This window comes from Bacteroides sp. BFG-606, from assembly GCF_024788145.1.
GTDB classification, from domain to species: Bacteria; Bacteroidota; Bacteroidia; order Bacteroidales; family Bacteroidaceae; genus Bacteroides; species Bacteroides vicugnae.
Map to the genome: position 1 here is coordinate 4,273,359 of NZ_JANUIL010000001.1, position 25,177 is coordinate 4,298,535.

22 protein-coding genes and 1 pseudogene are annotated in these 25,177 nt (G+C 39.4%); 14 read left to right on the forward strand and 9 right to left on the reverse strand.

The annotated features are described in order from the left end of the window. The first annotated feature begins 131 nt into the window (after window positions 1-131). Both NXV01_RS16110 and NXV01_RS16115 read left to right on the forward strand, forming a co-directional pair. Window positions 132-899 carry a LuxR C-terminal-related transcriptional regulator gene (locus NXV01_RS16110; protein WP_008777159.1) on the forward strand — a complete coding sequence of 256 codons (768 nt, stop codon included), beginning with the start codon at window positions 132-134 and terminating at the stop codon, window positions 897-899. 21 nt (window positions 900-920) lie between these two features. Then, window positions 921-1,283 (forward strand): hypothetical protein, encoded by a 363-nt coding sequence (locus tag NXV01_RS16115; protein ID WP_008777158.1) that lies wholly within the window; start codon window positions 921-923, stop codon window positions 1,281-1,283. Between the two features lie 258 nt (window positions 1,284-1,541). On the opposite strand, the gene NXV01_RS16120 is transcribed toward NXV01_RS16115, so the two are convergent. Beyond that, on the reverse strand, window positions 1,542-2,546 hold the full coding sequence (locus tag NXV01_RS16120; protein ID WP_148367203.1) for a beta-ketoacyl-ACP synthase III: 1,005 nt from the start codon (window positions 2,544-2,546) through the stop codon (window positions 1,542-1,544). A 283-nt stretch (window positions 2,547-2,829) separates the two neighbouring features. Here NXV01_RS16120 and NXV01_RS16125 point away from each other — a divergent pair, with 283 nt between their 5' ends. Beyond that, a complete protein-coding gene (locus tag NXV01_RS16125; RefSeq protein ID WP_148367201.1) occupies window positions 2,830-3,048 on the forward strand; it encodes a DUF4248 domain-containing protein in 219 nt (72 codons plus the stop codon). Window positions 3,049-3,171: 123 nt separating this feature from the next. Here NXV01_RS16125 and dnaB read toward each other — a convergent pair whose 3' ends face one another. From dnaB to NXV01_RS16140, 3 genes are all read right to left on the reverse strand, one after another. Then, the gene (gene dnaB, locus NXV01_RS16130; protein ID WP_259022875.1) at window positions 3,172-4,563 is read right to left on the reverse strand and encodes a replicative DNA helicase; all 1,392 of its coding nucleotides are present in this window, start codon (window positions 4,561-4,563) and stop codon (window positions 3,172-3,174) included. Window positions 4,564-4,571: 8 nt separating this feature from the next. Next, the gene (locus NXV01_RS16135) at window positions 4,572-5,189 is read right to left on the reverse strand and encodes a hypothetical protein (RefSeq protein WP_259022876.1); all 618 of its coding nucleotides are present in this window, start codon (window positions 5,187-5,189) and stop codon (window positions 4,572-4,574) included. Window positions 5,190-5,530: 341 nt separating this feature from the next. Next, window positions 5,531-5,755, reverse strand: coding sequence for a DUF4248 domain-containing protein (locus NXV01_RS16140; RefSeq protein ID WP_259022877.1), 225 nt, complete (start codon window positions 5,753-5,755; stop codon window positions 5,531-5,533). 232 nt (window positions 5,756-5,987) lie between these two features. On the opposite strand from NXV01_RS16140, the gene NXV01_RS16145 reads away from it, so the two are divergent. From NXV01_RS16145 to NXV01_RS16185, 9 genes and pseudogenes are all read left to right on the forward strand, one after another. Next, the gene (locus NXV01_RS16145; RefSeq protein WP_148367194.1) at window positions 5,988-6,395 is read left to right on the forward strand and encodes a hypothetical protein; all 408 of its coding nucleotides are present in this window, start codon (window positions 5,988-5,990) and stop codon (window positions 6,393-6,395) included. A 112-nt stretch (window positions 6,396-6,507) separates the two neighbouring features. Continuing rightward, window positions 6,508-6,915: a hypothetical protein gene (locus NXV01_RS16150; protein ID WP_148367191.1), complete on the forward strand. Its 408-nt coding sequence runs from the start codon at window positions 6,508-6,510 to the stop codon at window positions 6,913-6,915. Between the two features lie 3 nt (window positions 6,916-6,918). Next, window positions 6,919-8,222, forward strand: a pseudogene (locus NXV01_RS16155) (DUF3440 domain-containing protein). Next, on the forward strand, window positions 8,219-8,767 hold the full coding sequence (locus NXV01_RS16160) for a ParB/RepB/Spo0J family partition protein (protein WP_259022878.1): 549 nt from the start codon (window positions 8,219-8,221) through the stop codon (window positions 8,765-8,767). The pseudogene NXV01_RS16155 and the gene NXV01_RS16160 overlap by 4 nt, the downstream one beginning before the upstream one ends. Window positions 8,768-9,187: 420 nt before the next feature. Continuing rightward, a complete protein-coding gene (locus NXV01_RS16165; RefSeq protein ID WP_259022879.1) occupies window positions 9,188-11,002 on the forward strand; it encodes a DUF4906 domain-containing protein in 1,815 nt (604 codons plus the stop codon). A gap of 11 nt (window positions 11,003-11,013) precedes the next feature. Further along, on the forward strand, window positions 11,014-11,586 hold the full coding sequence (locus tag NXV01_RS16170) for a DUF3575 domain-containing protein (protein ID WP_148367183.1): 573 nt from the start codon (window positions 11,014-11,016) through the stop codon (window positions 11,584-11,586). A 4-nt stretch (window positions 11,587-11,590) separates the two neighbouring features. Next, the gene (locus tag NXV01_RS16175; RefSeq protein WP_195649789.1) at window positions 11,591-13,108 is read left to right on the forward strand and encodes a DUF3868 domain-containing protein; all 1,518 of its coding nucleotides are present in this window, start codon (window positions 11,591-11,593) and stop codon (window positions 13,106-13,108) included. A gap of 38 nt (window positions 13,109-13,146) precedes the next feature. Further along, window positions 13,147-14,793: an Mfa1 family fimbria major subunit gene (locus NXV01_RS16180; RefSeq protein WP_148367181.1), complete on the forward strand. Its 1,647-nt coding sequence runs from the start codon at window positions 13,147-13,149 to the stop codon at window positions 14,791-14,793. A 132-nt stretch (window positions 14,794-14,925) separates the two neighbouring features. Continuing rightward, window positions 14,926-15,882 carry a FimB/Mfa2 family fimbrial subunit gene (locus NXV01_RS16185; protein ID WP_259022880.1) on the forward strand — a complete coding sequence of 319 codons (957 nt, stop codon included), beginning with the start codon at window positions 14,926-14,928 and terminating at the stop codon, window positions 15,880-15,882. A gap of 96 nt (window positions 15,883-15,978) precedes the next feature. Here NXV01_RS16185 and NXV01_RS16190 read toward each other — a convergent pair whose 3' ends face one another. Together NXV01_RS16190 and NXV01_RS16195 are read right to left on the reverse strand one after the other, a co-directional pair. Further along, window positions 15,979-16,938, reverse strand: coding sequence for a hypothetical protein (locus NXV01_RS16190; protein ID WP_195649788.1), 960 nt, complete (start codon window positions 16,936-16,938; stop codon window positions 15,979-15,981). Between the two features lie 237 nt (window positions 16,939-17,175). After that, window positions 17,176-18,135: a hypothetical protein gene (locus tag NXV01_RS16195; RefSeq protein WP_148367177.1), complete on the reverse strand. Its 960-nt coding sequence runs from the start codon at window positions 18,133-18,135 to the stop codon at window positions 17,176-17,178. Window positions 18,136-18,335: 200 nt separating this feature from the next. Here NXV01_RS16195 and NXV01_RS16200 point away from each other — a divergent pair, with 200 nt between their 5' ends. Then, window positions 18,336-19,265 (forward strand): UDP-glucuronic acid decarboxylase family protein, encoded by a 930-nt coding sequence (locus tag NXV01_RS16200; RefSeq protein WP_148367176.1) that lies wholly within the window; start codon window positions 18,336-18,338, stop codon window positions 19,263-19,265. A 19-nt stretch (window positions 19,266-19,284) separates the two neighbouring features. Next, window positions 19,285-20,418, forward strand: a complete 1,134-nt coding sequence (locus NXV01_RS16205) for a hybrid sensor histidine kinase/response regulator (protein ID WP_148367175.1) — start codon at window positions 19,285-19,287, stop codon at window positions 20,416-20,418. A 97-nt stretch (window positions 20,419-20,515) separates the two neighbouring features. On the opposite strand, the gene NXV01_RS16210 is transcribed toward NXV01_RS16205, so the two are convergent. From NXV01_RS16210 to NXV01_RS16220, 3 genes are read right to left on the reverse strand one after another with little or no spacing between them, the layout of a single operon-like run. Continuing rightward, the gene (locus tag NXV01_RS16210) at window positions 20,516-23,395 is read right to left on the reverse strand and encodes a PD-(D/E)XK nuclease family protein (protein ID WP_259022881.1); all 2,880 of its coding nucleotides are present in this window, start codon (window positions 23,393-23,395) and stop codon (window positions 20,516-20,518) included. A 30-nt stretch (window positions 23,396-23,425) separates the two neighbouring features. Beyond that, on the reverse strand, window positions 23,426-24,433 hold the full coding sequence (locus tag NXV01_RS16215) for an energy transducer TonB (RefSeq protein WP_195649726.1): 1,008 nt from the start codon (window positions 24,431-24,433) through the stop codon (window positions 23,426-23,428). 27 nt (window positions 24,434-24,460) lie between these two features. Continuing rightward, a complete protein-coding gene (locus NXV01_RS16220) occupies window positions 24,461-25,177 on the reverse strand; it encodes an energy transducer TonB (RefSeq protein ID WP_148367172.1) in 717 nt (238 codons plus the stop codon).

The window sequence follows — 25,177 nt, forward strand, 5'->3', positions numbered from 1 at the left end:
ACATCTATTTATCTTATACTTATACTGATTTCATTATCTTTGTGCAAAGATAGAAGCAATAGACTCTAAAGGCAATAGTCATTTATAATGAGAGAACGTGCAAATATCTAATAATCAGATATTTTTAAAATATGATAATTGAGGAAATTGAGAAGCAAATAATAAACTTACTCCCGACATCAAACATACTACTTGATGAGGTAGACTATTCCATTCTCGAAGAAAGGAAAAAGGACTGGAAAAAACTCTCGGAAGTTACGCACAGTATTGTGTTGGCGTTTGATTGCTACACTAAAAAATTTGTATTTGTTTCTGATAACATTCCTGAATTATATGGGCTTGATTCCCATAGATTGTTTATAGACGGGCATCAGCCAGTAGTAGAGGTTATACATCCAGATGATATATACTACGGATTAATTGTAAGAAAGAAAATCTATTCGATATTGAGTTCGTTCTCCAATGAAGAAAAAATGAACTATAAAGCCATTCATGAAATGCGGGTGAGGAATCTACGAGGTGAATATATCCGTATAATAGAGCAGGAACAGGTCATTGAGTTGGATAAATCAGGCAATATTTGGCTTATGCTGTCGGTTATTGATGTTGACGCAAGCCATGAATCAGAAATTATTAAAAGCCACCTATATAACTTTAAAACTGGAGAACAGATTTTTATAGATTTATCTGATACATTGGATGAACCTTTAACAAATAGAGAGTTGGAGGTTTTGCGTTTGATGAAGCAAGGCTTGTTAAGTAAAGAGATAGCAAACACTTTGAAAGTTAGCATCAATACGGTGAATACTCATAGACAAAATATATTGCAAAAGCTAAAAGCCAATAATTCGATTGAGGCTGTAAATTTTGCTCAAAGGTTAGGTTTGTTCAATAAGTAAATATCATATAATAGTAATAAAATGGAAAATAAAAATGTTACAATAGTAGATTTGTTTATAGATATTCTGTCTAAAAATAAAGATACACAATCGCAAAACATGGTAAAATGTTTAAAAGTTTTCATTCGCATTCCTGAATGCGCTGAATTTTTAAATGTTATTATTATTAATGCAATGGGATATAAATCTCAAATAAAATCTACAACGGTAGATAAAGCTGTTGAATGTATAATTAATCAGTCTAATAATAGAGTAGATGAAGATAATTCCCTTGATGAACATCAAAAACAGCAAATTAAGAAAGATAATGAAATCATATTAAGAATGTGTGCAGACATCACCAAGAATAAGTTAAAGGAAACTGAACAACTTATTGAAGATTAATTTGCCTAAAAGCAGAAATACATTCTAAATATTACTATCTTTGCACCAACTCAAACAACCACCGCAACACCAAGCAATCTAAAGAATTGCGCACGTGGGGTTATTAGTGGGAGAAAGATTTTAGAGATTGCTAAGATATTGAGTATGTGAAGAATAAAACTAAGGTTCATCTTCCGTACGCACCGCATTAGGAAATAAAAGAATCCTCTGATTTACTAGAAATCAGAGGATTCTTTATTTTGAAGATAGCGAATATCGCTATCCCTTTTTTCCATCATATCCCCATTTCACATAGATGGCTCCCCATGCAAATCCTGCTCCAAATGCTGTAAGAATTAGATTATCTCCTTTTTTGAGTTTATCTTCGAAATCCCAGAGGCAGAGTGGGAGAGTACCGGCGCTAGTGTTACCATATTGTTCAATGTTGACCATGACCTTTTCGACAGGAACTTCCAAACGTTGTGTTACGGCAGCGATAATACGTTGATTAGCCTGATGGGGAATTACCCAGTCGATGTTGTCTTTGCTAAGATGGTTTCTTGCAATGATAGATTCACAGGCATCAGCCATGTTGGATACTGCATATTTGAATACAGTACGCCCTTCCTGATAGATATAATGCATTTGATTATCCAATGTATAATAAGAAGGAGTACATACAGAGCCACCCGCTTTAATGTGCAAAAAAGGCAATCCCTTACCATCTGTTCTTAACACAGCATCCATAATACCTAAATCTTCAGTAGTAGGTTCAAGCATGACTGCTGCTCCGCCATCACCGAAAATCGGACAAGTTGCACGGTCGGTATAGTTTATTATTGACGACATCTTTTCAGCGCCTACAACTACCACTTTCTTATAATTTCCGGAACGGATAAAATTAGCTCCAGTCTCCAGTGCATATAAGAAACCGCTGCAAACAGCTTGCATGTCAAAAGCAAAAGCTCTTTTCAGCTCCAGTCTTTCACATAAAATAGAAGCCGTGGAAGGAAAACGATAGTCAGGGGTTGTTGTGGCTACAATTATCAGATCAATATCATCCGGATTTGTTTGGGTGCGTTCTATTAACTGTTTGACAGCTTTACGAGCTATGTAAGAAGTTCCCAGTCCTTCCTCTTTCAAAATATGTCTTTCCTTAATGCCGATACGCCCCATAATCCATTCGTCGGTAGTATCTACCATTTTGGAAATCTCATCGTTGGTCAAAATGTAATCGGGTACATATCCTCCGACTCCTGTAATTACTGCGTTTATTTTTTCCATTCGTTTTATCTAGTTTTGGTAAATTGAAAAAAGGAGGTTTGTTCTGAGAATAAAAATGCGGGCGCAAATATATGGAAAAGAGACCGAATTCCAATAGTAGTTTGTGAAACTGTAGCCTTTTTAATTAATAAAAAGGAATATTTGACCAAATTTCGTTTTATTTTTAGCAGGCGATTTTTGTTAAAAGTAATGTGCAGTAATAGTCAGTTATTCATCGGGAAAAGCATTGTATATGTGAAAATATTTTGTTAATTTTGTAGATATAAATCAAAGCATATTCATCATGAAAGAATTCACAATACGTGCCTATGGCCGTATGGAACTGGCATTACTTTATTCTCCCGAACTTACCGACATCGCTGCTTACCGAAAAATGAAAAAATGGATCCAATTATGTCCGGGGCTTTTACAACGCCTGTATGACTTGGGCTACCAGCCTAACTGCCGCTCTTACACACCACTGGAAGTAAGAGTCATTATAGATGCATTGGGAGAACCATGAGACCTGTAAAAAAGGATAGTTGAAACATGAAAAATGAAGAGATCGTAAAGCGGCGCTTTGCATGGCCTAAAGCATAGCTTTACGACCTCTAAAGCTAAGCTTTAGACCTTACAAAGCACTATGCTATTTTACGGTTTCAGCAGTCGTGTTCTTTTTCATCCAATCTATTCCGGGCACGTAATCTTCCAACTTCGTCATACTTGGGTCATGTCTGAAATAAAGCTCACGTGTTGTCCCGTTACGGTGTTTGACAATATCCATTACACCCAGCCCTTCGGTAGGGTACGTACTCTTACGGTCTGTAGTACGTCCGGAGAGGGCAGGACGGGAAAGCATCAATACGACGTCAGCATCCTGTTCGATAGCTCCACTCTCGCGAAGATCGCTTAAGTTGGGGCGGTTGTCGGGATGTCCTTCTACATTACGGTTTAATTGACTGAGTAGTATCACAGGTATATTCAACTCCTTTGCCAGCATTTTGGCCTTGCGACTGGCTTGTGCCACTTCCTGTTCACGATTGCGATTGTGCTGGTCGCTTTTCATGTCACAGAGTTGCAAGTAATCGATAATGACACCATCGCATTTACCTTTGCTTTGCAGCAGTTTTGCAGAAGAACGAACGTAATCCATGCTTACAGACGGATTGTCGTCAATATGGATGGGTAGACGGGAAAGTTCGGTGGATGCCTCGTGTACTTGTCGTAGTTCACTGGGAGTCAGTTGTCCGCTGCGGAGATGGTCGGGGTTCACTCCTGTAGTAGCAGCCAATAACCAGCGATCTCCCAAACGCTCACCTAACATTTCAAGACTATACACAGCGATATGATAACCGGCAGAAGCAGCGGTACGTGCCAGATGCAGCGCGAATGCCGTTTTACCTACTGCAGGACGGGCAGCAATAACGATCTCCTCACCGGGTTGCCAGCCGCATGTCAGCCGGTCAAGGTCGGCAAATCCTGTAGGCAGTCCTGTAACACCGTTCTTGTTATTGGCCATGCGGACCTCTATCAATTTTATGGTATCCTCCATAAGTTGCAACATGGAACGGAGATGTTCGGCAGTACCACATTCATTTTCTAACCGGTCGAGGAGGGTATGGGCATCTGTCAGCGTATCGTCTATATCAGTTGTTTCATCGGCTGCCAGTGCGAGCAGTTTGTGGAATCCCAAAATTGCTTCACGACGGATATATTTCTGTTTGAGAATCCGTGCGTGATATTCCAAGTGTGCACTTGACACTACACGTGAACTGATGCGCACCAGTGTATAAAGTCCTCCTATCAATTCGAGCTTGCCACGTCGGGCAAGTTCTTCTTTTACAGTCATGATGTCAATTGCCTGACCGGCATGATACAGACTCTGCAGGGCAGCATAAATCTCACGATTCGTTTCAGTATAAAACACTTCCGGTCGCAATATGCTCACAACCAGTGTGATGGCTTTACTTTCCAGCAAGCAGGCGCCGAGTACGATTTCCTCGAGTTCGACGTCCTGCGGGTTTGTTATTTCACTCATTTTCTTTTCTAACAATCATATTCATTCATAAATGCTTTATTTGACAGATAGGAAGCCGCCTGCATACAATACTTGATATCTGTTAGATTATCATAATACTCATCAATATGATTCAGGCTAAGACAACGTTCGTTGACAGATAACTTTTTCCATTCCCGGCGGGCACGGCCGATATTGGTTTTAGGCTTCCGGGTAATCTCATGAAATTTTTCCCAAAACGCATCGAAAGTGATGCCGTCAGCTTCGGCACGGATGCTCTCGCGGCGTTTCTGCCCGACCAGCAGATCGTAGTCGGGTATACGGATATGAGTGATATACGGATTAACCACCCTTTCAATAATACCTTCATCATACATCTTATTAAAAAAATACCGTGTGCGGCTACGTTTCCACCCAAATAGTTCTGCCCAGTGGGCAATGGAGATTACAGATTCACCCCGCCGGCATTGAAAGGTGTAATGGTGGATGTGGCACTCTACAGTGCTATAATTGACATGGGTTAATACCAGAATAAACGCGTCAAAATAACCCGTTGCACCTTTAGTCACTTTTATTTGCTCCTCGAATAAGACTTTAGGGAAGAGGAGATATCCCTTTTTTAGCATTTCTGCTGTAGATTTAATCATGCTTCATATTATTTTAATTCGCTGCGAAGGTAGCCTGGTCGGTTGAGTTGTACAATTTTCAGGTTATAAATGGCTAAATATTGTAATTTTGGCTCATGTAACGATTGCTCTGATTGTGTGCCAATATTTTGAACCTTCCAGAACGCCCTCCTGCATTCTCTTTAAACGCCCTGCTAAAGGGGGAAGCCGACTTGCTATTTCTGCACTTCGACCACCCCTTAGTCCATTAATATATAAATAAGAAAAGAATGTATTAAAATACATTATATCTTTTTCTTCATTTTCGGGACAGCGAGATATGAATTCTTTTTTATCATTTCAGATACTAATGAAGGCATTCCCTAGAACCTTACAATAATGGCAATTTGCTGCGGAGTGAGTGTCGTAGTATGCGGGGTGAATCCCGCTTCCGTGAGTTGGGACAGTAATACCGCATGTTCTTTGATGGTCCGGCGGAATGCTTTCACCGCTGAACAATTATACTGATAGTTGGGGAAATAAGCTACTGCCACCTCGGACAGTACGTGGCAACCGTGAAGCAGCCAGTCAAAAGATTGATTATCCATTGTTTAAAATATTTTAGTACGCCGCAAAAATACAACTCATTTCATTGGATGGAAAAACCGTTTTTCTGATACTGGTAATTTAAATGTGAAATAAGTACGAATATTTTTAAATAAAAATCTAATTATTTAAACAATCTTCTCTATATTTGCATTCGAAATTAGATTTTATATGGCGATTTTGTCGATTAATAATCAGTAATGTAAAACCATTTATATATAACTAAATTTTATAATGTTGAAAGGAATAGGTCTAATAAAAGATCGTTTACAACGAAAGCGGGAGCAATACATCCATCAGAGAGAGAAAATGGAACAAATGAAGTGTACAATGCAAAACACCAGTGAGGAAATTGAGCAACTGGAATATGTGCTTAGTGAGATGGAGCATATAGCGGATGCAAATCGTGCGCCACGAGTGATTCCCAATGCCCGGGTGGAAGAGGTGTTTGCATATCTATGCCGGGTGTTTGAGTTTTTGCAGCACCGTTTAAAACTGCATTTCAAATATAAATTGGCATGCGAAGTCATCTTTGCCCGCTATCAGTTTAAAAGTCGGTTGCATACTCCCGGACGGGAATATTTAAGCTTTGCCACTATACTGACTTACTTTAAACGTGAAAGAGGAATGGCGTATGGGTGATTTCAAAAATATTGAAATATAGAGATAATAGTGTGAAAAACAAATGTTTTAGGAACAGAAATGACGGATTTGATATTTTTTCCTTATTTTTGTGTGTCCATTTTTGAATGATATGATACAGATAATACGATTAAAAGGAAAAGACAAACATTTATATCGGCTTTTAGCGCCGATGGTGATGGATCCCGAAGTGATACGCGCAAACAATAATTACCCTTTCAAGACGGGCGAAGAGTATGTGTGGTTCATTGCGATTGAAGATAAAGAAGTGGTGGGCTTTGTCCCCGTGGAACAGAAAAACCGGAAGAAAGCTGTAATCAATAATTATTACGTGAAGGCAGAAGGCACCGTACGGGAGGAAATCCTGTCGCATCTGTTGCCTGCCATTGTTGCGGAGTTCGGACCCCAGAGTTGGTTACTCAATTCGGTCACACTGGTACAAGATAAAGAAACATTTGAAAAGTTTGAATTTGTATCCATGGACAAGAAGTGGACACGGTATGTTAAAATGTATAGATGACTTATGGCGAAAAAGAAAATATTAGGCACAAAGAATGTATATGAACTAGCACAAGAACGACTGAAAGTTATATTTAATGAATTCGATAATATATATGTGTCATTTTCCGGAGGTAAGGATAGTGGGGTATTGCTGAATATGTGCATCGATTATATCCGGAAGAATAATTTGAAGATACGTTTGGGAGTTTTTCACATGGATTATGAAATCCAGTATAAAATGACTATTGACTATGTAGACCGGATGCTGGAGGCCAATAAGGATATTTTGGATGTATACCGGGTATGCATCCCTTTCCGTGTGGCTACCTGCACCTCGATGTATCAATCTTTTTGGCGTCCGTGGGAGGACAGCAAAAAGAATATATGGGTTCGTTCCATGCCTAAAAAAGCAATGACCAAAGAAGATTTTCCTTTTTATAATACAACCATGTGGGATTATGAATTTCAGATGCGTTTTGCGCAATGGATACATAATAAAAATGATGCAGTGCGCACTTGTTGTCTGATCGGGATTCGTACACAGGAAAGTTTCAATCGGTGGAGATGTATCTATATGAGCCGTAAATTCCAGATGTATCATAAATACAAATGGACTTCAAAAGTGGGGAATGATATTTACAATGCCTACCCTATTTATGACTGGAAGACAACGGATGTATGGACTGCCAATGGAAAATTCCAGTGGGATTATAATGTTTTATACGATCTTTATTATCGTGCCGGAGTCAATCTGGAGCGTCAGCGTGTAGCAAGTCCCTTTATTAATGAGGCACAAGAGAGTTTACAGCTTTACCGGGTGCTTGATCCCAATACCTGGGGAAAATGGTGGGAAGGGTGAACGGTGTGAACTTTACCGGTATGTATGGTGGTACTCATGCAATGGGATGGCAGTCGGTGAAACTTCCCGAAGGATATACATGGCGCGAGTTTATGTATTTTTTGTTGTCCACTCTGCCGGAGCGGGCGAGGAAGAATTATCTCCGGAAACTTTCGGTGAGTGTGAATTTCTGGCGGACAAAAGGCGGATGTCTAAGTGATGCCACTATCCAAAAGCTGATTGATGCGAAAGTGCCGATCATCGTTATGGACAATAGCAACTACAAAACATTGAAGAAACCGGTGCGTATGGAATATCAGGATGATATTGATATTCCGGAGTTCAAGGAAATACCCACGTATAAGCGGATGTGTGTCTGTATCCTCAAGAATGACCATGCTTGCAAATACATGGGATTCTCACCGACAAAAGAGGAGATGAGTAAAAGAAGTCAAGTTATGGAACAATATAGAATCATAGTATCATGAGTGTAGATAAAAGCCCTGTTTACGAGGTAAAAGCGGTACCCGTAGAAAAAGTATGTGCGAACGATTATAATCCGAATGTCGTAGCACCACCCGAAATGAAGTTGCTGGAACTTTCTATTTGGGAAGATGGTTTCACGATGCCTTGTGTATGTTATTATGATAAGGAGGCGGACAATTATATCCTGGTAGATGGTTACCATCGTTATACGGTATTGAAAACTTCCCAACGAATCTATAAGCGTGAAAACGGTTTATTGCCGATTGTGGTGATAGACAAGGACCTGTCTAACCGTATGAGTTCGACAATCCGGCACAACCGTGCCCGCGGAATGCATAACATTGAATTGATGTGCAACATCGTTGCAGAGCTTGACAAGGCAGGTATGTCCGATCAATGGATTATGAAAAATATCGGTATGGATCGTGATGAATTGTTGCGCCTGAAACAAATTTCAGGACTTGCCGATCTGTTTGCCAATCGCGAATTCAGTATTCCTGATGAGGTGGCTCCTACGGAAACAGAACGCAAAAAGCTTATAATCTGATAGCTATATATATACAGAAATTGAACATTTTGTCATTTAGGCACAAATTATACAAGTTATTAAGCTGTTTTATTGTATAAAATGGTCGTTTATCTTGCTTAATTTGTGCCTGAATTATATCTAAATGACATAAAAAACTATTAGCATATCTTGTTAGTGCAGTTTCAATAAGCGAAACTGTTTTCTTTAAAAAGGTACGCATATCGCAAAAAATACTTTCCATCAACATTCTTCTTTTATAATGCGTAACCCCTTCGACTGTAAATAGCATTAATAGTCTTACTTCTGGAATCTGATTATCTGTATCAGAAATGAATACAATTTTGTATCTCCTTTAATATTCCGAAATTTGCAATATGAGATTTGGATAAAATTTGATATCGCCAAGAATGAGGTGTTTAAGAGGTGTTTAATAAGGTAATGAGAGAGAGTAAGAGATATATAACTGTTTTTTTCTATTTGATTCTTCTTCTATTTATGGTTGGGTGTGAGCATGATGTAAGCATAATGGACCAAGAGAATGAAGAGGAAGTACTGAAAGAAAAAGTGCAAATAGAGATTTTTGCCAGGGCAAAATCGTACTCTTTGCCTCCGACCAGAGCTTTGGAAAGTGAGGTCGGTAAAACTCCATGGATACTGGTCTTTAAGGGACAGGGGACAGGAGCCACCTTTATAGAAGCTGTACAGGCTTTTGAAATGATAAGCAAGCGATATGTGTTATTGACTGGACAGCCTGCTGGTAACAAATACCAATTACTAATACTTGCTAATCCGTTGGATCAGTTCTATTATGGAAATGCATCTACGGGATATGATTTTAACCAGGCAGCTTTGCTTTCCAAGTTAACTCCGGGAGTGACTACTTATGGGGAAGCTTGTAGCAAGTTACTGACTAAACCATTGGATAGTAATCCGCTTACTACTATACCGTATAGTAGTGATGAAGAGACGATTCCGATGAGTTACCGATTGGAAGTGGATCAAATAGACAATACCACGAAGATAGCCAATACTGATGGAAGTTCATTATTGCTTACCCGTGTGGTTGCTAAGATTGTCATTGTCAATAAAGCATCTAACTTTATTTTGAAAGGAGTGACTGCTGTCATGAATGTACCCCGGCAGGGTGAATTGCATGATGCTGATGGAGCATTAATGAATAATACAGCCAATCTGACAGAGTACCAATATGATGCTGCTTACTCACTTCCTTTGATAAAAGCGGAAACGATTGCAACTGACGTGCAGAGTACAGAGAAATTCCCCATATATATGTACGAGTCCGATGTGCAGAATAATACATATCTTATTATTCAGGGTACTTATGACAATAAAGACTATTATTATAAGATGTCACTGCTCAATAGTAGCCTGCAGGCGATGGATATAGAGCGTAATCATTCATACACATTTACGATTAACAGAGCTAAAGGACCCGGCTACGATACGGTAAGTGATGCGAAGATTGCGAAGCCGTCTAATACTGGTCTTGATTTTGAGATTATGGTAGATGATAGTGAATCTTATGAGATCCTGGCCAATAATGACTATTATCTGGGTGTGAGCAACTCGGTTTTTATAGCCTATTACAGTGGTGAAAATGTGAAGGATTATGATGCCTTTAGTGTGATTACTGACTGTACAAAGGATTTTCCGGATGCTCGGACAATAACAGATAATAAACAGGAAGTATCAGGAGCCTTTCAGCTAAGCGGACCATTTAAAGTGCCGATAGTAACTTCCAATGGAACAAATCCGGTAATAACACCGGTAACAGTTGGAGTCACTAACCAGTTGATGGGTTATGAAGAGGGAATTGATGATAAGAAAAATGCGTATATAACATTAAAACTTGGAAACTTGGAAAAAAAAGTTCATATCAGACAAAGAAAAGCGATTTCCGCAGGAGGAAGCACGCTTAAGTTTATGCCTACTAATAATACCGATCCGGTAGTAAGCGAAATAAACTATTTCTGTCTTACTGGCCAGGTAGAAGAGGGGACTGACAATCCTAAGGAGTGGATTCGTTTATACTCTTCTGCAATGCCGGAAGGACATACAGGAGAAGATCATATTATCGTAGAAGACGGGAGAATATATGTTGAAGTGTTACCTAATACAAGCGCAACTCCCAGATCCGGCATTGTGCATCTAACTACCATGGCGTCTGTTGGTGGTGTTAGTGTAAACTCCGTGCAACGTATAAAATTAGATATTACTCAATTAGGGAAGTAAACATGGTGTTAATGAAGAAAGTAAGTTTACTCATTTTATTCATGCTCGGATGTATTCTTTCCGAGAGTAAGGCACAAAAAGTTGCTCTTAAAAGCAACCTTTTGTATGACGCTACCGCTACCATGAACTTAGGGCTGGAGTTGGGATTGGCACGTAAATGGACACTGGATATCCCGGTCAATTATAATCCATGGAAACCTTCCGATGGCAAACGGTTGCGTCATTGGGGAATACAACCCGAAGTTCGTTATTGGTTTTGCGAACGCTTCCGCCGTACGTTTATCGGAATACACGGGCATTATGCGGATTTCAATGTGGGAGGGTGGCCTAATTGGTCTTTCATCAGCAAAAATATGCAAGAGAATCGCTATCAGGGACATTTATATGGAGGCGGTTTTTCAGTGGGACACTCTTGGATCTTGAAAAAACGATGGAGTATTGAAGCATCTGTTGGAGTGGGATATGCCCATATTGTATATGATAAATATCCCTGTACCACTTGCGGTACGAAGGAGAAAGAAAGTAGTAAGAATTACTTTGGACCTACTAAAGCAAGTGTGTCGCTTATTTATATAATTAAATAGAATGATGATGAAAAGAAATATAGGTTTTATCGTATGTATGTTAGTGGTTTGCAGCCTGAATATAAAGAATGTCATGGCACAATCCCGCTCTTATGAGGGCAACATTGCAGTGAAGCCGGTTCAACTGGAACAAAAAGGAAACTTTCTTCATATCAATATAGACTTTAGCTTGAATAATGTGAAGGTTAAATCGGCGCGCGGAGTGGATTTTATTCCTCAACTGGTATCTCCGGGACGTACTTTGAATCTTCCGAAGGTATCTATTAAAGGTCGTGATGAATATCTGGCTTATGAACGTGAACTTGCTGTGATGAGTGCCAAAGAGAAGAAGACCTATGAGAAGCCTTATGTGGTGGAAAAAGGAAGCAAATTGAGAAATGATACGATTCACTATCGATATGTGGTGCGTTTTGAACCTTGGATGGAAGATGCGCGTCTGGATGTGCAGCGTGATGAGTGTGGTTGTGGTGAAACAGCATTGATGGATGTGGAGCAGTTTGATAAGGTTACGTTGGAACGTGTATTGTTGCCATACGTGGTATCACCTCAATTGGCATATTTGCAACCAAAGGCTGAAGAGATCAAACGTCGTGATATACAGGCAGAGTGTTTCCTTGATTTTGAAGTGAATAAGGTGAACATACGTCCCGAATATATGAACAATCCTCAAGAGTTGGCTAAAATTCGTAAGATGATTGACGAATTGAAGTCTGATCCTAGTGTGAAGGTTAATCGTTTGGACATCATAGGCTATGCTTCTCCGGAAGGGACATTGGCAACTAACAAACGCTTGTCTGAAGGACGTGCCATGGCACTCCGGGAGTATCTGGCGTCCAGATATGACTTCCCAAGAAACCAATATTATATCATCTTTGGCGGTGAGAACTGGGAAGGTTTGGAAGAAGCACTGAATACAATGGAAATGGAATATAAAGATGAAGTGCTGGAAATTATAAGGAATATACCTATAGAGAAAGGAAGAGAGACCAAGTTGATGCAACTTCATGGGGGAGTGCCTTACCGGTATATGCTGAAATATATTTTTCCGAGTCTTCGTGTAGCTATCTGTAAAGTGAATTATGAGGTTAAGAATTTTAATATAGATGAAGCGAAAGAGGTCATTAAAAGCCGTCCGCAGAATTTAAGTCTGAATGAGATGTTTTTGGTAGCTAATACCTATCCGGTTGGTTCGCAAGATTTCATTGATATATTCGAGACGGCTGTCCGGCTCTATCCGAAAGATGAGATTGCTAATATGAATGCCGCTGCTGCCGCCTTGTCGCGTAATGACCTGTCATCGGCAGAACGTTATCTGGGTATGGTATACTCGAATACTAATTTATCAGAATATAATAATGCCATCGGGGTACTAATGTTATTAAAAGGAGAATATGAAAAAGGAGAAAAGTATTTAAAAATAGCCGCCGGATCGGGTCTGGAAGCTGCCGGACATAATTTGGAAGAATTGGCTAGGAAGAGAACAAATGCAGCTGAAATTGAAAATAAAAATAGGGATAAATAAATTAATTACAAACGCTTTTATTAAATTGTAAAAAAACAATGAAGAAAAAAAACTTTTTTATGCTGGCACTTGCTGCTATTGCATTTGCAGCATGTAGTAATGAGGACATCGTTCCTGATGGGGAAAACGGGACTGATGTAACTAACTCTGATGGAGATGCATGGGTGGCTTTAAGTGTACAATCAACCAAAACACGTGCACTGAACAACCCCAATCAAGAAAATGGTACGCCCGATGAAAGTACGATTACTAAGGTTTATGCGGTTTTCTTTGATGGACATACTGATGCAAGTATCGTAACGAAAATTATAGATTTTGGAACAGAGGACATCAATAACCTGCCTAACAGAACAAATGCATTTAAAATACCTTCTAGCTCGGAGGCTGTATTGATTATTGCTAATCCGCAGAATCTGGGTCGGACCATTCAGGAAGGTGATACTTATGAGAATGTAAATAAGGTAATAACGCTTACGGCAGAAACCGAGGTGACTACTGGGGTAGCAAAATCAGGCGGATTTGTTATGACAAATGCTAAAGGTGACCTGGAACCTTCAAAAACGAATGGAGATCCGGAAGTATTGACTTTGTATAATACGCCAACAGCAGCAACAAGCTCTCCTCTGGCAATTAGAATTGACCGTATATCGGCAAAAGTGCGGGTATATGTGAAACCTGACAGTGGTGAAGAACTTAGTGAAACGGCAACTATAGACTCGGATGAAACAGAGTGGTATTTGAACGTGACGAACAAGAAATTCTATCCTGCATCAAAAAGAATGAAGACAGCCATGAATACATGGACTCCTTATGACCAGTATAGTCTCGGTTCGTACAGAATAGATCCGAATTTTGGGGTAGTCAATGACATTGGCGCATGGGATGATGATGATCAAACGGTGTATGCTGGCAACTATTTTTATGTGTCATCTGCTACTAAAAAAGAGGATATAGATTGGAATAAAGTAAATACGTCTGTTAAATACTGTCTTGAAAATACACAGAATCAAACTGATGCTGTAAACTTCAATGTACATGCCTATACAACGCAGGTATTACTGAAAGTAGGTTATGCTCCTACTACTATTACTAACGAGGATGGTTCAAAGGTGACTTTAGCTAACGGAACGGATTGGTTTAACATGAATGGTATATTCTATACTCAAGCTTCGATATTGACTTATATTGAAAAAGAATTGGTCGGTAAATATAAACATGGTAAACCGTCTGAATATGCTACGGATATCACAGATTCTTATAATGAGTATATAAACGCACTTCTTAATACCCAAGTAACGATTCCTGCTGATAAGGATGATGCTAAAACAGCAGAAGAAATGGCAGAGGAACTTACACTGGAGTTTAGCAATCTTGCTACCCAAATTTCAACAGCAAGTAAAGGGGGCAAGAACCTGAAAGGTGTTGAATACTATTCAGAAGGTATTTGTTACTATAAAGTCATGATTAAGCATGATGATAGTCCTACCATCATGAATAAGTTGGGTGAGTTTGGTGTCGTTCGTAACTCTGTTTATGATATTACTGTAAATAAAATAAATAATCCGGGATATCCAATCATCCCCGATCCGGATCCTAGTGCACCGGATGAAGAAGAAGACCGTTACTTGTCTATCAAGATTGAGGTTAATCCATGGACTTGGTACAGTCAAGTTGAACCACTATAATATGAAATTCATTGTTTTAATATAATTTGAGGTAAAGAGGGGACACTCTCTTTACCTTCAAAACAAACAATAGAAAATAGAAAACAAACAATAGAAAACTTTATAGTTTGATAGAATTAGAAGAATAGAAATATGAACCTAAAAAGCCTTGTACGTCATGTCACCTTCGGGATTCTCATCATTAGCTCCTGGATAATGACTTCTTGTGATAACTTTAATGAAGACCTGCCGGAATGTCGTTTGTTTGTAAAGTTCAAATATGACTATAATATGGAATTTGCAGACGCTTTCCATACACAGGTTGATAAAGTAGAGCTTTATGTGTTTAATAAGGACGGAAAGTTTTTATTTAAACAGGCAGAAGAAGGAAGTTCATTATCGACGGGAAATTATCTGATGGGGGTAGCATTGCCTGTAGGCGAGTATCAGTTTATGGCATGGGCAGGTGCACGTGATTCATACGATATTACTTCGTTAACTCCCGGTGTTTCTACAATTTCCGATCTAAGATTGCAATTGAAACGCGAAGAGTCTCTTATCATCAATAAAGAGTTGGAAACGCTTTGGTATGGTGAGATTATCGATGTGAACTTTACAGGAAAAAGTCTTCAGACAGAGACGGTTAACCTGATAAGGGATACAAAACGGGTACGTTTTATATTCCAGGGTTATACCAATAACTGGGAACTCAACGTGGATGATTATGATTATGAGATTCGGGAATCCAATGGGTATCTGGGGCATGATAACTCTTTGTTGGAGGATGATATGCTTAGCTTCCAGCCTTATCGCAGAGATCAGGTGAATTCTGCTGCTGCTTCAGTAGACCTTAATACGATGCGATTGATGAAGGACCGGAAAACCCGGTTAGTGGTGACGGAGAAATCTTCTGCAAAAAAGGTATTCGATATTAATCTGATTGATTATCTTGCTATGACTAATATGGAGGATAAGAAAATCGGAATGCAGGAATATTTTGATCGCCAAAGTAACTATCATATCGTTTTCTTCATCTCTGATTCATGGCTTGCCATGAGAATCGTGATTAACGGATGGACTGTTTATTCGCAGACAGAAGGAGAATTGTAATATCAACAAATAGAGAGAAACCCCTGAAAGAATGCATAAGTATAGTAAGGGATAAAAAAAGAACCGGCTAAGTTAATTAACTTAGCCGGTTCTTTTTTACAAGGTATCAATTATACTTTCTTGATTTTGTAGAAATATGATACGCTGTGCTTCTCCGCTTTCCGAGATCAGAGTGGAGTGACGTTTCAAAGATAGAATCCAGTCACGTTGCATCTGACAGATATGCGGGCTTTGTGAATCCATAGAATTGATCGAATATATCCGCAATAGACTAATCTGGTAGTTCAGTTTTTCGATGTAGCTGTAAGTCGCTTCGAAGTTTATATTGGATAAATAGAAATACACTTTCCGTCCTTCGCCGAATTCACCTTTACTTGATAACGTTTCTATATACGTCAGTAGTTGATATAGTTCTTCTTTCAGGTTCGCTACATCATTTGGGGTAATCATATGCAAACTGGCAAAGTACTTGATCTCATTGACGAAAGAATGGAAAATACTGGTGTCCCAGATAAAAAAGGTTTTAGGACATTGCTTCACACTTTCACTCAACTTCTTATGCGCCTGCACGATTTTCTTCTCTACCTGCATATCCGCCAAAGAGTGTGGAGTCTTGATTTGTCCGTGCTGATAGATCCATCGGCTAAGACGAAACTTAGACAGATTCTCGAAGGAAGAATAAAGTGTAAAAGGTAAAAGGTTGGAAGCCGTATATATTTCTGTGCTATTATCTTCTTTTACAAAATCAAATATCTGTAGATAACGATTAAGTATTTCGTAATAGCTATCTATCGCATTAGAAGAATGATGCAGGTTGAGGTCGAAAGTCACCTTGTTAGAATGGTGATCGCCGACTACCTGATCGATAGAAATTCCCAATTTGTGAGATATGATGGCTACTTCTTCTATCGAAAAAGACACCTCACCCCGAAGTCTGCGGTATACAGCTTCTTTGCCCATACATAGGATATCCGCCAAATTACTGGCAAGATTTTGCCCTTTGGGAACCCTCTCTTTCATAACTGTTATTAATTCATTTAGAATACCATTTTTCATTGTCTGTTCCTCGCATTTAATATTAATAATCACTGTGATACATTTTATGCAAAATTAAGGCTTGTAAGTGAAAGATTAGTGTGGAAAAACGGCTATGAGTTATATGCTTATTTTCTGATTGGAAAGAAAATAAAAGAGCGGGGGCATATAATGAAAAAAAGTAGATAATGAGGTTATCTACTTTCATTTATTGTAATTCTATAATTTATTTGCTTCTGTTTTACGAAAAAATGGAAATTAAAGAGTATCAATGATTTCCCGTTGTTGTTTAAAGAAATGGATACGTTGCATTTCACCACTTTCGGATATCAGGGTAGAGAATTTCTTTAATGACTGAATCCATTCTTTTAAACTATGGAATATCTCATGGTCCAGGGTAGTCAAAGAATTGATGGAATAAATGCGTATCAGACTAAGCTGTAGCGAATTGGTTTCCACGTAACTGTATGTTGCCTCAAAATTGATGTGAGACACATAGATACGGACTGTATTGCCATCTTTGGTTTTTCCTCGCATAGCGAGTTCTTCCAATTCGTCTGTAAGTAGAAACAACTCTTCTTTAATCTGCATTTTCGCTTCATCCGAAATGAGATGAACATCAGAGAAGTATTGGATATCATTGATAAGATGCTGGAAAATCATGCTGTCCCAGATATAATCTATGGAATGAATATGACGGGTCATATCCACATAGTCTTTCTGGATATTGAGTAATTTTACCGGAATCTCCAGTTCATCGAAATTGTTGCACTGAATATATTTGTTTTGATACATCCATTTGAAAAAACGGAATTTTGCCAAAAGGTCATATTTCAGATAGAAAGTCTGGGGGATAATATTAGAAGAAGTCCCCATGGTAGACTCCGGATCATCCTGCATCGTATTGATCAATGATGCATATTTATATAAGATATTATAGTAACTTTCAAACGGATCATCATAATCTACGATGTTTATGTCGAACATTGCATTCGATTTGAAGCTGGTTCCTATAATCTTATCCAGCGATATGCCAAGTTTCCTTGAAACAAGGGCTGCTTCCTGTAGTGTGAAAGGTACCTCGCCGCGTAATCTTCTATATACGGCTTCTTTGCCTATGTATAGTGTATCCATTAGTATATCTGCCAGTTTACCTTTTGCCGGAAGCTTTTCTTTCATCGCCTCTATCAGGTTTGTATTAGGGTCATTTATCGTCATAATAGTCTAAATAAAATGTACTTTTGTATTATAAACATTTCACTGTGGCAAGTTGTTTCGGAATTTGAAACTATTTAAATCTTCTTTTTTTTAAAATATCCTCTCCGAAAATTGTTTATTTTAAGCAAATCGGTTACATTTGTGTCCATAAACAAAACGAAGAGACAGCGTCTCTTTAGTAAACAATAGAAAAACTTAGAATGAAAAGAATATTGGTAAGTGGCGGAGCCGGTTTTATAGGCTCTCATCTTTGTACTCGGCTTATAAACGAAGGTCACGACGTGATATGCCTGGATAATTTTTTTACGGGTTCGAAAGATAATATCATTCATTTGATGGATAATCATCATTTTGAGGTGGTGAGGCATGATGTCACTTATCCTTATTCGGCAGAAGTAGATGAAATCTATAATTTGGCATGTCCCGCATCTCCTATCCATTACCAACATGACCCGATTCAAACAGCTAAAACATCTGTGATGGGGGCTATTAATATGTTGGGATTAGCAATGAGGCTGGATGCCAAGATTTTGCAAGCTTCCACGAGCGAGGTATATGGAGACCCGATCGTTCATCCGCAACCGGAAAGCTACTGGGGGAATGTGAATCCGGTAGGTTACCGGTCTTGTTATGATGAGGGGAAGCGTTGCGCAGAAACGTTATTTATGGATTATCACCGTCAGAACAGTGTGCGTGTGAAGATTATCCGTATTTTTAATACATATGGTCCGCGAATGTTACCGAACGACGGCCGGGTTGTTTCTAATTTTATTCTTCAAGCGTTGAATAATGAGGATATAACTATATATGGTGATGGAAAACAAACACGTAGTTTCCAATATATTGATGATTTGATTGAGGGAATGATAAGAATGATGAATACGGAGGATGGGTTTACAGGACCTGTGAATTTGGGGAATCCGAATGAGTTCCCGGTGTTGGGACTGGCGGAAAGGATCATTAGTCTGACTGGCTCATCTTCGAAAATTGTATTTAAGTCTTTGCCGGATGATGATCCGAAACAGCGACAACCGGATATTACATTGGCTAAAGAGAAACTGGGTTGGCAGCCTACCATTGAACTGGAAGAGGGGCTGAAGCGTATGATTGAATATTTTAAAAATGTCTGAAGCATAAAAAAAGAAAATTATGAATATGGAAATTAATCCTTCCGAATATAAAGTCCTTATTGTGGACGATGTAATATCAAATGTCCTTTTATTAAAGGTACTTTTGACCAACGAGAAATTCAAAATTGTGACTGCCGGTAATGGGACACAGGCGTTGGAACAAGTGAAGAAGGAAAATCCGGATCTAGTATTGCTGGATGTGATGATGCCGGATATCAGTGGATTTGAGGTGGCTCAACAAATGAAAGCGGATCCCGAAATGGCTGAAATTCCCATTATCTTCCTGACTGCTCTTAACAGTACGGCGGATATCGTCAAAGGATTTCAGGTGGGTGGTAACGACTTTATCTCAAAGCCATTCAACAAAGAAGAGCTGATTATTCGTGTGACACACCAGATTTCGTTAGTCGCAGCGAAAAGAATCATTGTTGCACAAACGGAAGAGTTGCGTAAGACTATTATGGGACGTGACAAGCTCTACTCTGTGATTGCACATGACTTGCGTTCGCCTATGGGATCTATCAAGATGGTATTGAATATGCTGATTCTGAATCTGCCAAGCGAAACGATTGGTGAGGAGATGTATGAATTGCTAACGATGGCCAATCAGACAACTGAAGATGTATTCTCATTGCTTGATAACCTGCTGAAATGGACGAAGAGCCAGATTGGTAAACTGAAAGTGGTTTATCAGGATATTGATATGGTAGAAGTGGTAGAGGGCGTAAGCGAAATCTTTACGATGGTGGCCAGTCTGAAGAATATTAAGATTGTACAGGATGTGACTGTGGAAAATATGGCTGTCCGTGCTGATATTGACATGATTAAGACTGTGATCCGTAATTTAATCAGTAATGCGATTAAGTTTAGCAATGAAGGTTCGGAAGTAGTGGTGTCATTGGCAGAAGAAGACGGTATGGCAATCGTAAGTGTGAAAGACAGCGGTTGCGGTATCGATGATGAAAATCAGAAGAAGTTGTTGCATACCGATACTCATTTCAGTACCTTTGGTACAAACAATGAGGAAGGTTCGGGACTCGGATTATTATTGTGCCAGGACTTTGTTGTCAAGAATGGCGGTAAACTGTGGTTTACTTCAAAAAAGGGAGACGGGTCTACATTTAGTTTCTCAATCCCATTGTTGGAGAAATAAGAATAACTATAGATAATACGGATTAGAATTAATAAGGGCACGGTTTGCATGAATATGTAAATCGTGCCCTTATTATTGGGTATACTCTGTTTTCGGCCTATCGTTTGCAGATAGCCTTAAAATCGCAATATGAACATTTTTTAGTATCTTCTGTCTGCGTGAATGGCTCTTCTTCGTTGAATATTTCTTCTAATAATGCTTGCAGGCGTTCGCGGAATTCATCTTCAAAGAAAGCAAAGTTGTTTACCGGTATTTTGGGTTTACGGGGTTCTCCCATTTCGATAACAGGCGAATAGCTTTCCGATGCTGCCCGGTGAATGTAGAGTAGGGCAGGAGCTACCATTAATGATTGTTTCCGGCTCATGATAGCGGCATACAGAAAAGTCTGGAAGATATAGTTCGGGCGTGTTTCCGATGGGGTGAACAGTTGCCCGATATTAGCAGGTATTTTAGGACTTCCTCCTGTTTTGTAGTCAACAATCCGCAGGGTACTTTCTTTTGCATCCATACGGTCTATTGTGCCACCCAGACGGAGAGTGAACGGTCCTTGTCCTGTTTGTATAGTTATCTCTTCTGAAACTCTCTTTTCCATAGCGACCATTTCGAAAGGAGTATATGGAAGGTCGTTGCGCAGCAATTGTTTCAGATAGGAAACAATAACTTTGGAGTTGATAAGTTGTATGCCGTTATATTCCGGTTTTTCTTCGGGAGAGACCTTGAATAATTCTTCTTTGAAGGCTTGGTCAACGTAGCTTTGTAGTTTCACCTCATTGCGTAATAAGCGTTCGATATCTTCTTTTTGTATCGTTTTTCCGGCTGCGGTCAGATCGGTGTATGCCAATTGGGCGGAGAGGTGGAAAATGGTTCCGAATAGGGCGGAATCAATTTCTGCACTAACTTCGTCCGGTGTTTTCAAGCCCGCTACATAGCGGTAGTAGAATCTCAACCGGCAATCCAGATAAGCATTAAGGGCGGAAGGAGAGAGAATCACTGAATTTGGATTAGTGCTATCGTAAGCACGATAGAGTCGTCTTAGTACTTCAGGTGTTTTTTCTACTCGTATCTCTTGGGTACTTTGCGGAGATTGTCCGGCTTCCAGATACTCGCGAGTGATATCATGCGGACCTTCTACAAGTAATTGCAGCATGAAACGGGATTCTTCTCCACGGTTGAGACCGTCCGAAGAAGTATTGTAGAGTAGCGTGATATTCTCTGCCCGTTGTATCAGTCGATAAAAGTAGTAGGCATACACTGCATTTTTGTGTTCGATAGTGGTCATGCCGAATGCTTTCCGGAGATTATAGGGAATAAAAGAGGAATCTCCTCCGGATTTTGGAAGTTGTCCTTCGTTGAGAGACAATATAATGAGATTCCGGAAGTCCAGATTACGTGTTTCCAATACTCCCATGACTTGCATTCCGATAGCAGGTTCTCCGTGGAAAGGAATGTTAGAAGATGTCAGTACTTTGGTAATCAGTCGTTTCAGAGTATCGGTGCGTATATTTAACTCTCCGCTTTCAATCAAACTGTAGAGACGGTTGATTTTGGTATGGCTTTGAAAGAGCGATTCTCTATATAGTTGATTGAAAATATCATTGTATTCTCCTTCTTTGCGATAAATGGTTGAAATGTTTTTGATTAATTCAATCAGGTAATCGCATAGCTCTCTTATACCATTACGGGGAGTGAAGAGGGTAGCTAAAAAATCATCTTGTTTAAGTTCCGATGGAAGTGGATAAAAACGGTTGGTTTGGGTCAGCTCATGTTCCAGGGGAGTGGCATGAGATGATAATTGCCGGGTATAGGGATGTTTCAATATAGCAGATACTGCCTCGTAAGTGAATCGGCCGATGTCGGAGCGGTAACCATTGGTTTGCAATTCCATTGCGGCATTGATAAAGCTATAAACGGGAGTTTGGGCCAATGGGAATCCCATGGTGATATTGACGTTTTTCACTTCCTGCGGAATGGAATGAAGCACGGGGAGAAGCAGAGCTTCATTACAAAGCACTACGGCATTTTCTTTTTCCTTTTCTATGGCAATTTGCGAATGATCGTTTGTTATCGCCTTAATCCATTCGGGAAGGAAACGTGCCTGGGCATTCTCGGTAGAAGCGGAAATAGATCGTATTTTCTTCGGTTCTTTAAAGGTGTTGAAAAAGCTTTCCGGGAGTTCGTTCGGAAATTCCCCGAGATTACGTTTCAGGAATTCTCCGGCCTCATGTTTTTTGATTTGTTGGGTGTAGAAAATATCATAGTCCCAATAGAAGAGTGCTTTGCCCGCATCTTTCAGTTTTCTGAAAAAGTCATTTTCTACTTTGTTCAATACATTGAACCCGACAAATATGTATTTGTCGTATTTGAGTTGGTCAGTATCAAGTTGTTCGATCACGTTCCGGTAGAGCATGCCTTCGTAAGCAATGCCTAACTCTGTCAGGTTCGCCCGGTAACGATGGTAGATAGTACCTAGCTTGTCCCAAAGGGAAATAAATTTTTCTTTTAGTTCGGTCCGTTTTTCAATGGAGAAATTCTGAAAAAACTGTTGTATGGCTTCTTCCTGCCCTTTGTCAAGGAATTCATAGTCATCCATCAGATTTTTCAAATCTTGTAGATTACTGAATAATTTGTCGGCATCGACCATATTTTTATCTACATCATCAAAATCACTAATCAACAACTCTCCCCAGAAGTAGAAATCGTCCAATGTTTCCTGACTCTGTGTTTCCTCTTTGAACACTTTATAAAGTTCGCATACCAATCGAATAGGATCACCACTTTTCTGTACGGATAGTTTCTGAAACAGGTCGCTGATACTCATGGCGGCTGGTGACCAGATCGGTTGATCGGATTCTCCTGCTAAATATTCATTGAAGAACAAGTTAGCACGTTTATTAGGGAAAATGAGTGCTGTACGTGACAGGTCGTTTCCTATCTTGGTATATAAATCATGAGCGACTAGTTGGAGAAATGATTGCATATTGATTAAACTATTTTCTGATTTTTGTATTTATTGTAATCGGAACATAACAGGAACAGTGAAATAAACAGCAACTTTAGTACCATCTTCCAGTTCTCCCGGTTTCCATTTAGGCATTTGATTAATGACGCGTAAAGCTTCTTTATCCAGATAAGGATCTACGCCACGTAAAACTTTTGGCTTGACTACATTTCCTTCTTTATCAACGATGAACTGAATAATAGTACGCCCCTGCACACCATTACCTTCTGTTCCTGTATTAGGGTATTGAATCTTTTTTGCAAGAAATTCCATGAGAGCTTGCTGGCCTTCAGGAAAATCAGGCATAACAGGTACTTTCTCGTAAACGTCAGGATAGTTTATACGAGTATAAGTGATTTTCAATTCCGGGCCATACATCGCACTGAATGAGAGCATCAGATTGTATGTCACTTGTACTGTCTCATTTGCCAACATGCCGGGTGTCCAACGAGGAATGAGAGACATGACTCTTAATATTTCAGCTTCAACTTTGGGATGTATCTTGCGAGTAATCTTTGGGTTGATAACTTGTCCGTCATGATCTATAGTGAATTGTACATCAGTATATGTATTATTAGCAATACTATCTATTTCTGAATAACGAAGATTTTCTTTCAGAAATTCTATAAATTTTTCTGTTCCTCCGGGAAATTCCGGTAGCTTCTCCGGACCATAAAAGGGAGCTTCCCCTTTCATGTCTTTTTCTTGTATCAGGCTGTCAACAGTAATGGTCCAATTCATTTTAGGGCATTGTAGTGTTTCTGCGTTCAATGAAGTAGGAGGTATTATTGTAAGTATGCCAGTTGATAGTCCAAACAGAGTGATGGCCTTACCTACACGGCGTTTTCGCTCAAGTTGTTGCTCCAGATATCGAACTTCAGCTTCGCATTTTGGGCAAGTGCCCAAACAATCTCCCTGATACTGACATTCAGAGGTGATGAATTCAATATCATTCGCTTCGGCTATTTGCCGACGAATCTCTTTTAAAATTTTACAGGTTTGTTTTCCTCGTTTCATGGTATTATCTATATTGAAAAGGAGATATTATTGTTTGGCTCTGAATACGATTGGAACTGTATACTTTACAGCTACAGGTTTTCCCATTTGAGTTCCGGGCTTCCACGCTGGCATTTTTTTTATAATTCTCAATGCTTCCTTATCATAAACCGGATGAATCCCACGAGCAACTTTTGCATCTATAATCTTCCCTTTTTTAGTAATAGTGAACTGGACAATAACACGTCCTGAAATACAAGGTGCGTCTTGAGGATAGTTTGTATTTTTGGCTATATATGCCATTAATGCTTTTTGACCTCCAGGAAATTCAGGCATTGCCTCGACGATCCCAAACATAGCCTCTTCTTTTTTCAACGACAAGGCTTTTAGCTCCTCTGCAGTAATGGTGGTTCCTGCTACCTGATGTATTTTTTCTGTTTTTCCACCCGTAACTTCAACTTTAGGAAGTGAATCACAACTGTTACTTAGACTGTCCTTTATCGCTTCTTGTCCATATAGAGGAGAAGAAATCAATGCAGCAGATAGCCCAAGAGATACGCCCACTATTTTTACACTTAATCCGGACCTTTGGCGGTTGAGAAGTTGTTGCTCCAGATATCGAACTTCTGCTTCGCATTTGGGGCAAGTACCCAAACAATCTCCCTGATACTGACATTCAGAAGTGATGAATTCAATATCATTCGCTTCGGCTATTTGCCGACGAATCTCTTTTAAAATTTTACAGGTTTGTTTTCCTCGTGCCAT

Excerpts from the sequence above, each read along its gene's own strand:
- NXV01_RS16110 (WP_008777159.1), top strand. The coding sequence starts at position 132 with ATGATAATTGAGGAAATTGAGAAGCAAATAATAAACTTACTCCCGACA.
- NXV01_RS16115 (WP_008777158.1), top strand. The coding sequence starts at position 921 with ATGGAAAATAAAAATGTTACAATAGTAGATTTGTTTATAGATATTCTG.
- NXV01_RS16120 (WP_148367203.1), bottom strand. The coding sequence starts at position 2,546 with ATGGAAAAAATAAACGCAGTAATTACAGGAGTCGGAGGATATGTACCC.
- NXV01_RS16125 (WP_148367201.1), top strand. The coding sequence starts at position 2,830 with ATGAAAGAATTCACAATACGTGCCTATGGCCGTATGGAACTGGCATTA.
- dnaB (WP_259022875.1), bottom strand. The coding sequence starts at position 4,563 with ATGAGTGAAATAACAAACCCGCAGGACGTCGAACTCGAGGAAATCGTA.
- NXV01_RS16135 (WP_259022876.1), bottom strand. The coding sequence starts at position 5,189 with ATGATTAAATCTACAGCAGAAATGCTAAAAAAGGGATATCTCCTCTTC.
- NXV01_RS16140 (WP_259022877.1), bottom strand. The coding sequence starts at position 5,755 with ATGGATAATCAATCTTTTGACTGGCTGCTTCACGGTTGCCACGTACTG.
- NXV01_RS16145 (WP_148367194.1), top strand. The coding sequence starts at position 5,988 with ATGTTGAAAGGAATAGGTCTAATAAAAGATCGTTTACAACGAAAGCGG.
- NXV01_RS16150 (WP_148367191.1), top strand. The coding sequence starts at position 6,508 with ATGATACAGATAATACGATTAAAAGGAAAAGACAAACATTTATATCGG.
- NXV01_RS16160 (WP_259022878.1), top strand. The coding sequence starts at position 8,219 with ATGAGTGTAGATAAAAGCCCTGTTTACGAGGTAAAAGCGGTACCCGTA.
- NXV01_RS16165 (WP_259022879.1), top strand. The coding sequence starts at position 9,188 with ATGAGAGAGAGTAAGAGATATATAACTGTTTTTTTCTATTTGATTCTT.
- NXV01_RS16170 (WP_148367183.1), top strand. The coding sequence starts at position 11,014 with ATGAAGAAAGTAAGTTTACTCATTTTATTCATGCTCGGATGTATTCTT.
- NXV01_RS16175 (WP_195649789.1), top strand. The coding sequence starts at position 11,591 with ATGATGAAAAGAAATATAGGTTTTATCGTATGTATGTTAGTGGTTTGC.
- NXV01_RS16180 (WP_148367181.1), top strand. The coding sequence starts at position 13,147 with ATGAAGAAAAAAAACTTTTTTATGCTGGCACTTGCTGCTATTGCATTT.
- NXV01_RS16185 (WP_259022880.1), top strand. The coding sequence starts at position 14,926 with ATGAACCTAAAAAGCCTTGTACGTCATGTCACCTTCGGGATTCTCATC.
- NXV01_RS16190 (WP_195649788.1), bottom strand. The coding sequence starts at position 16,938 with ATGAAAAATGGTATTCTAAATGAATTAATAACAGTTATGAAAGAGAGG.
- NXV01_RS16195 (WP_148367177.1), bottom strand. The coding sequence starts at position 18,135 with ATGACGATAAATGACCCTAATACAAACCTGATAGAGGCGATGAAAGAA.
- NXV01_RS16200 (WP_148367176.1), top strand. The coding sequence starts at position 18,336 with ATGAAAAGAATATTGGTAAGTGGCGGAGCCGGTTTTATAGGCTCTCAT.
- NXV01_RS16205 (WP_148367175.1), top strand. The coding sequence starts at position 19,285 with ATGAATATGGAAATTAATCCTTCCGAATATAAAGTCCTTATTGTGGAC.
- NXV01_RS16210 (WP_259022881.1), bottom strand. The coding sequence starts at position 23,395 with ATGCAATCATTTCTCCAACTAGTCGCTCATGATTTATATACCAAGATA.
- NXV01_RS16215 (WP_195649726.1), bottom strand. The coding sequence starts at position 24,433 with ATGAAACGAGGAAAACAAACCTGTAAAATTTTAAAAGAGATTCGTCGG.
- NXV01_RS16220 (WP_148367172.1), bottom strand. The coding sequence starts at position 25,177 with ATGGCACGAGGAAAACAAACCTGTAAAATTTTAAAAGAGATTCGTCGG.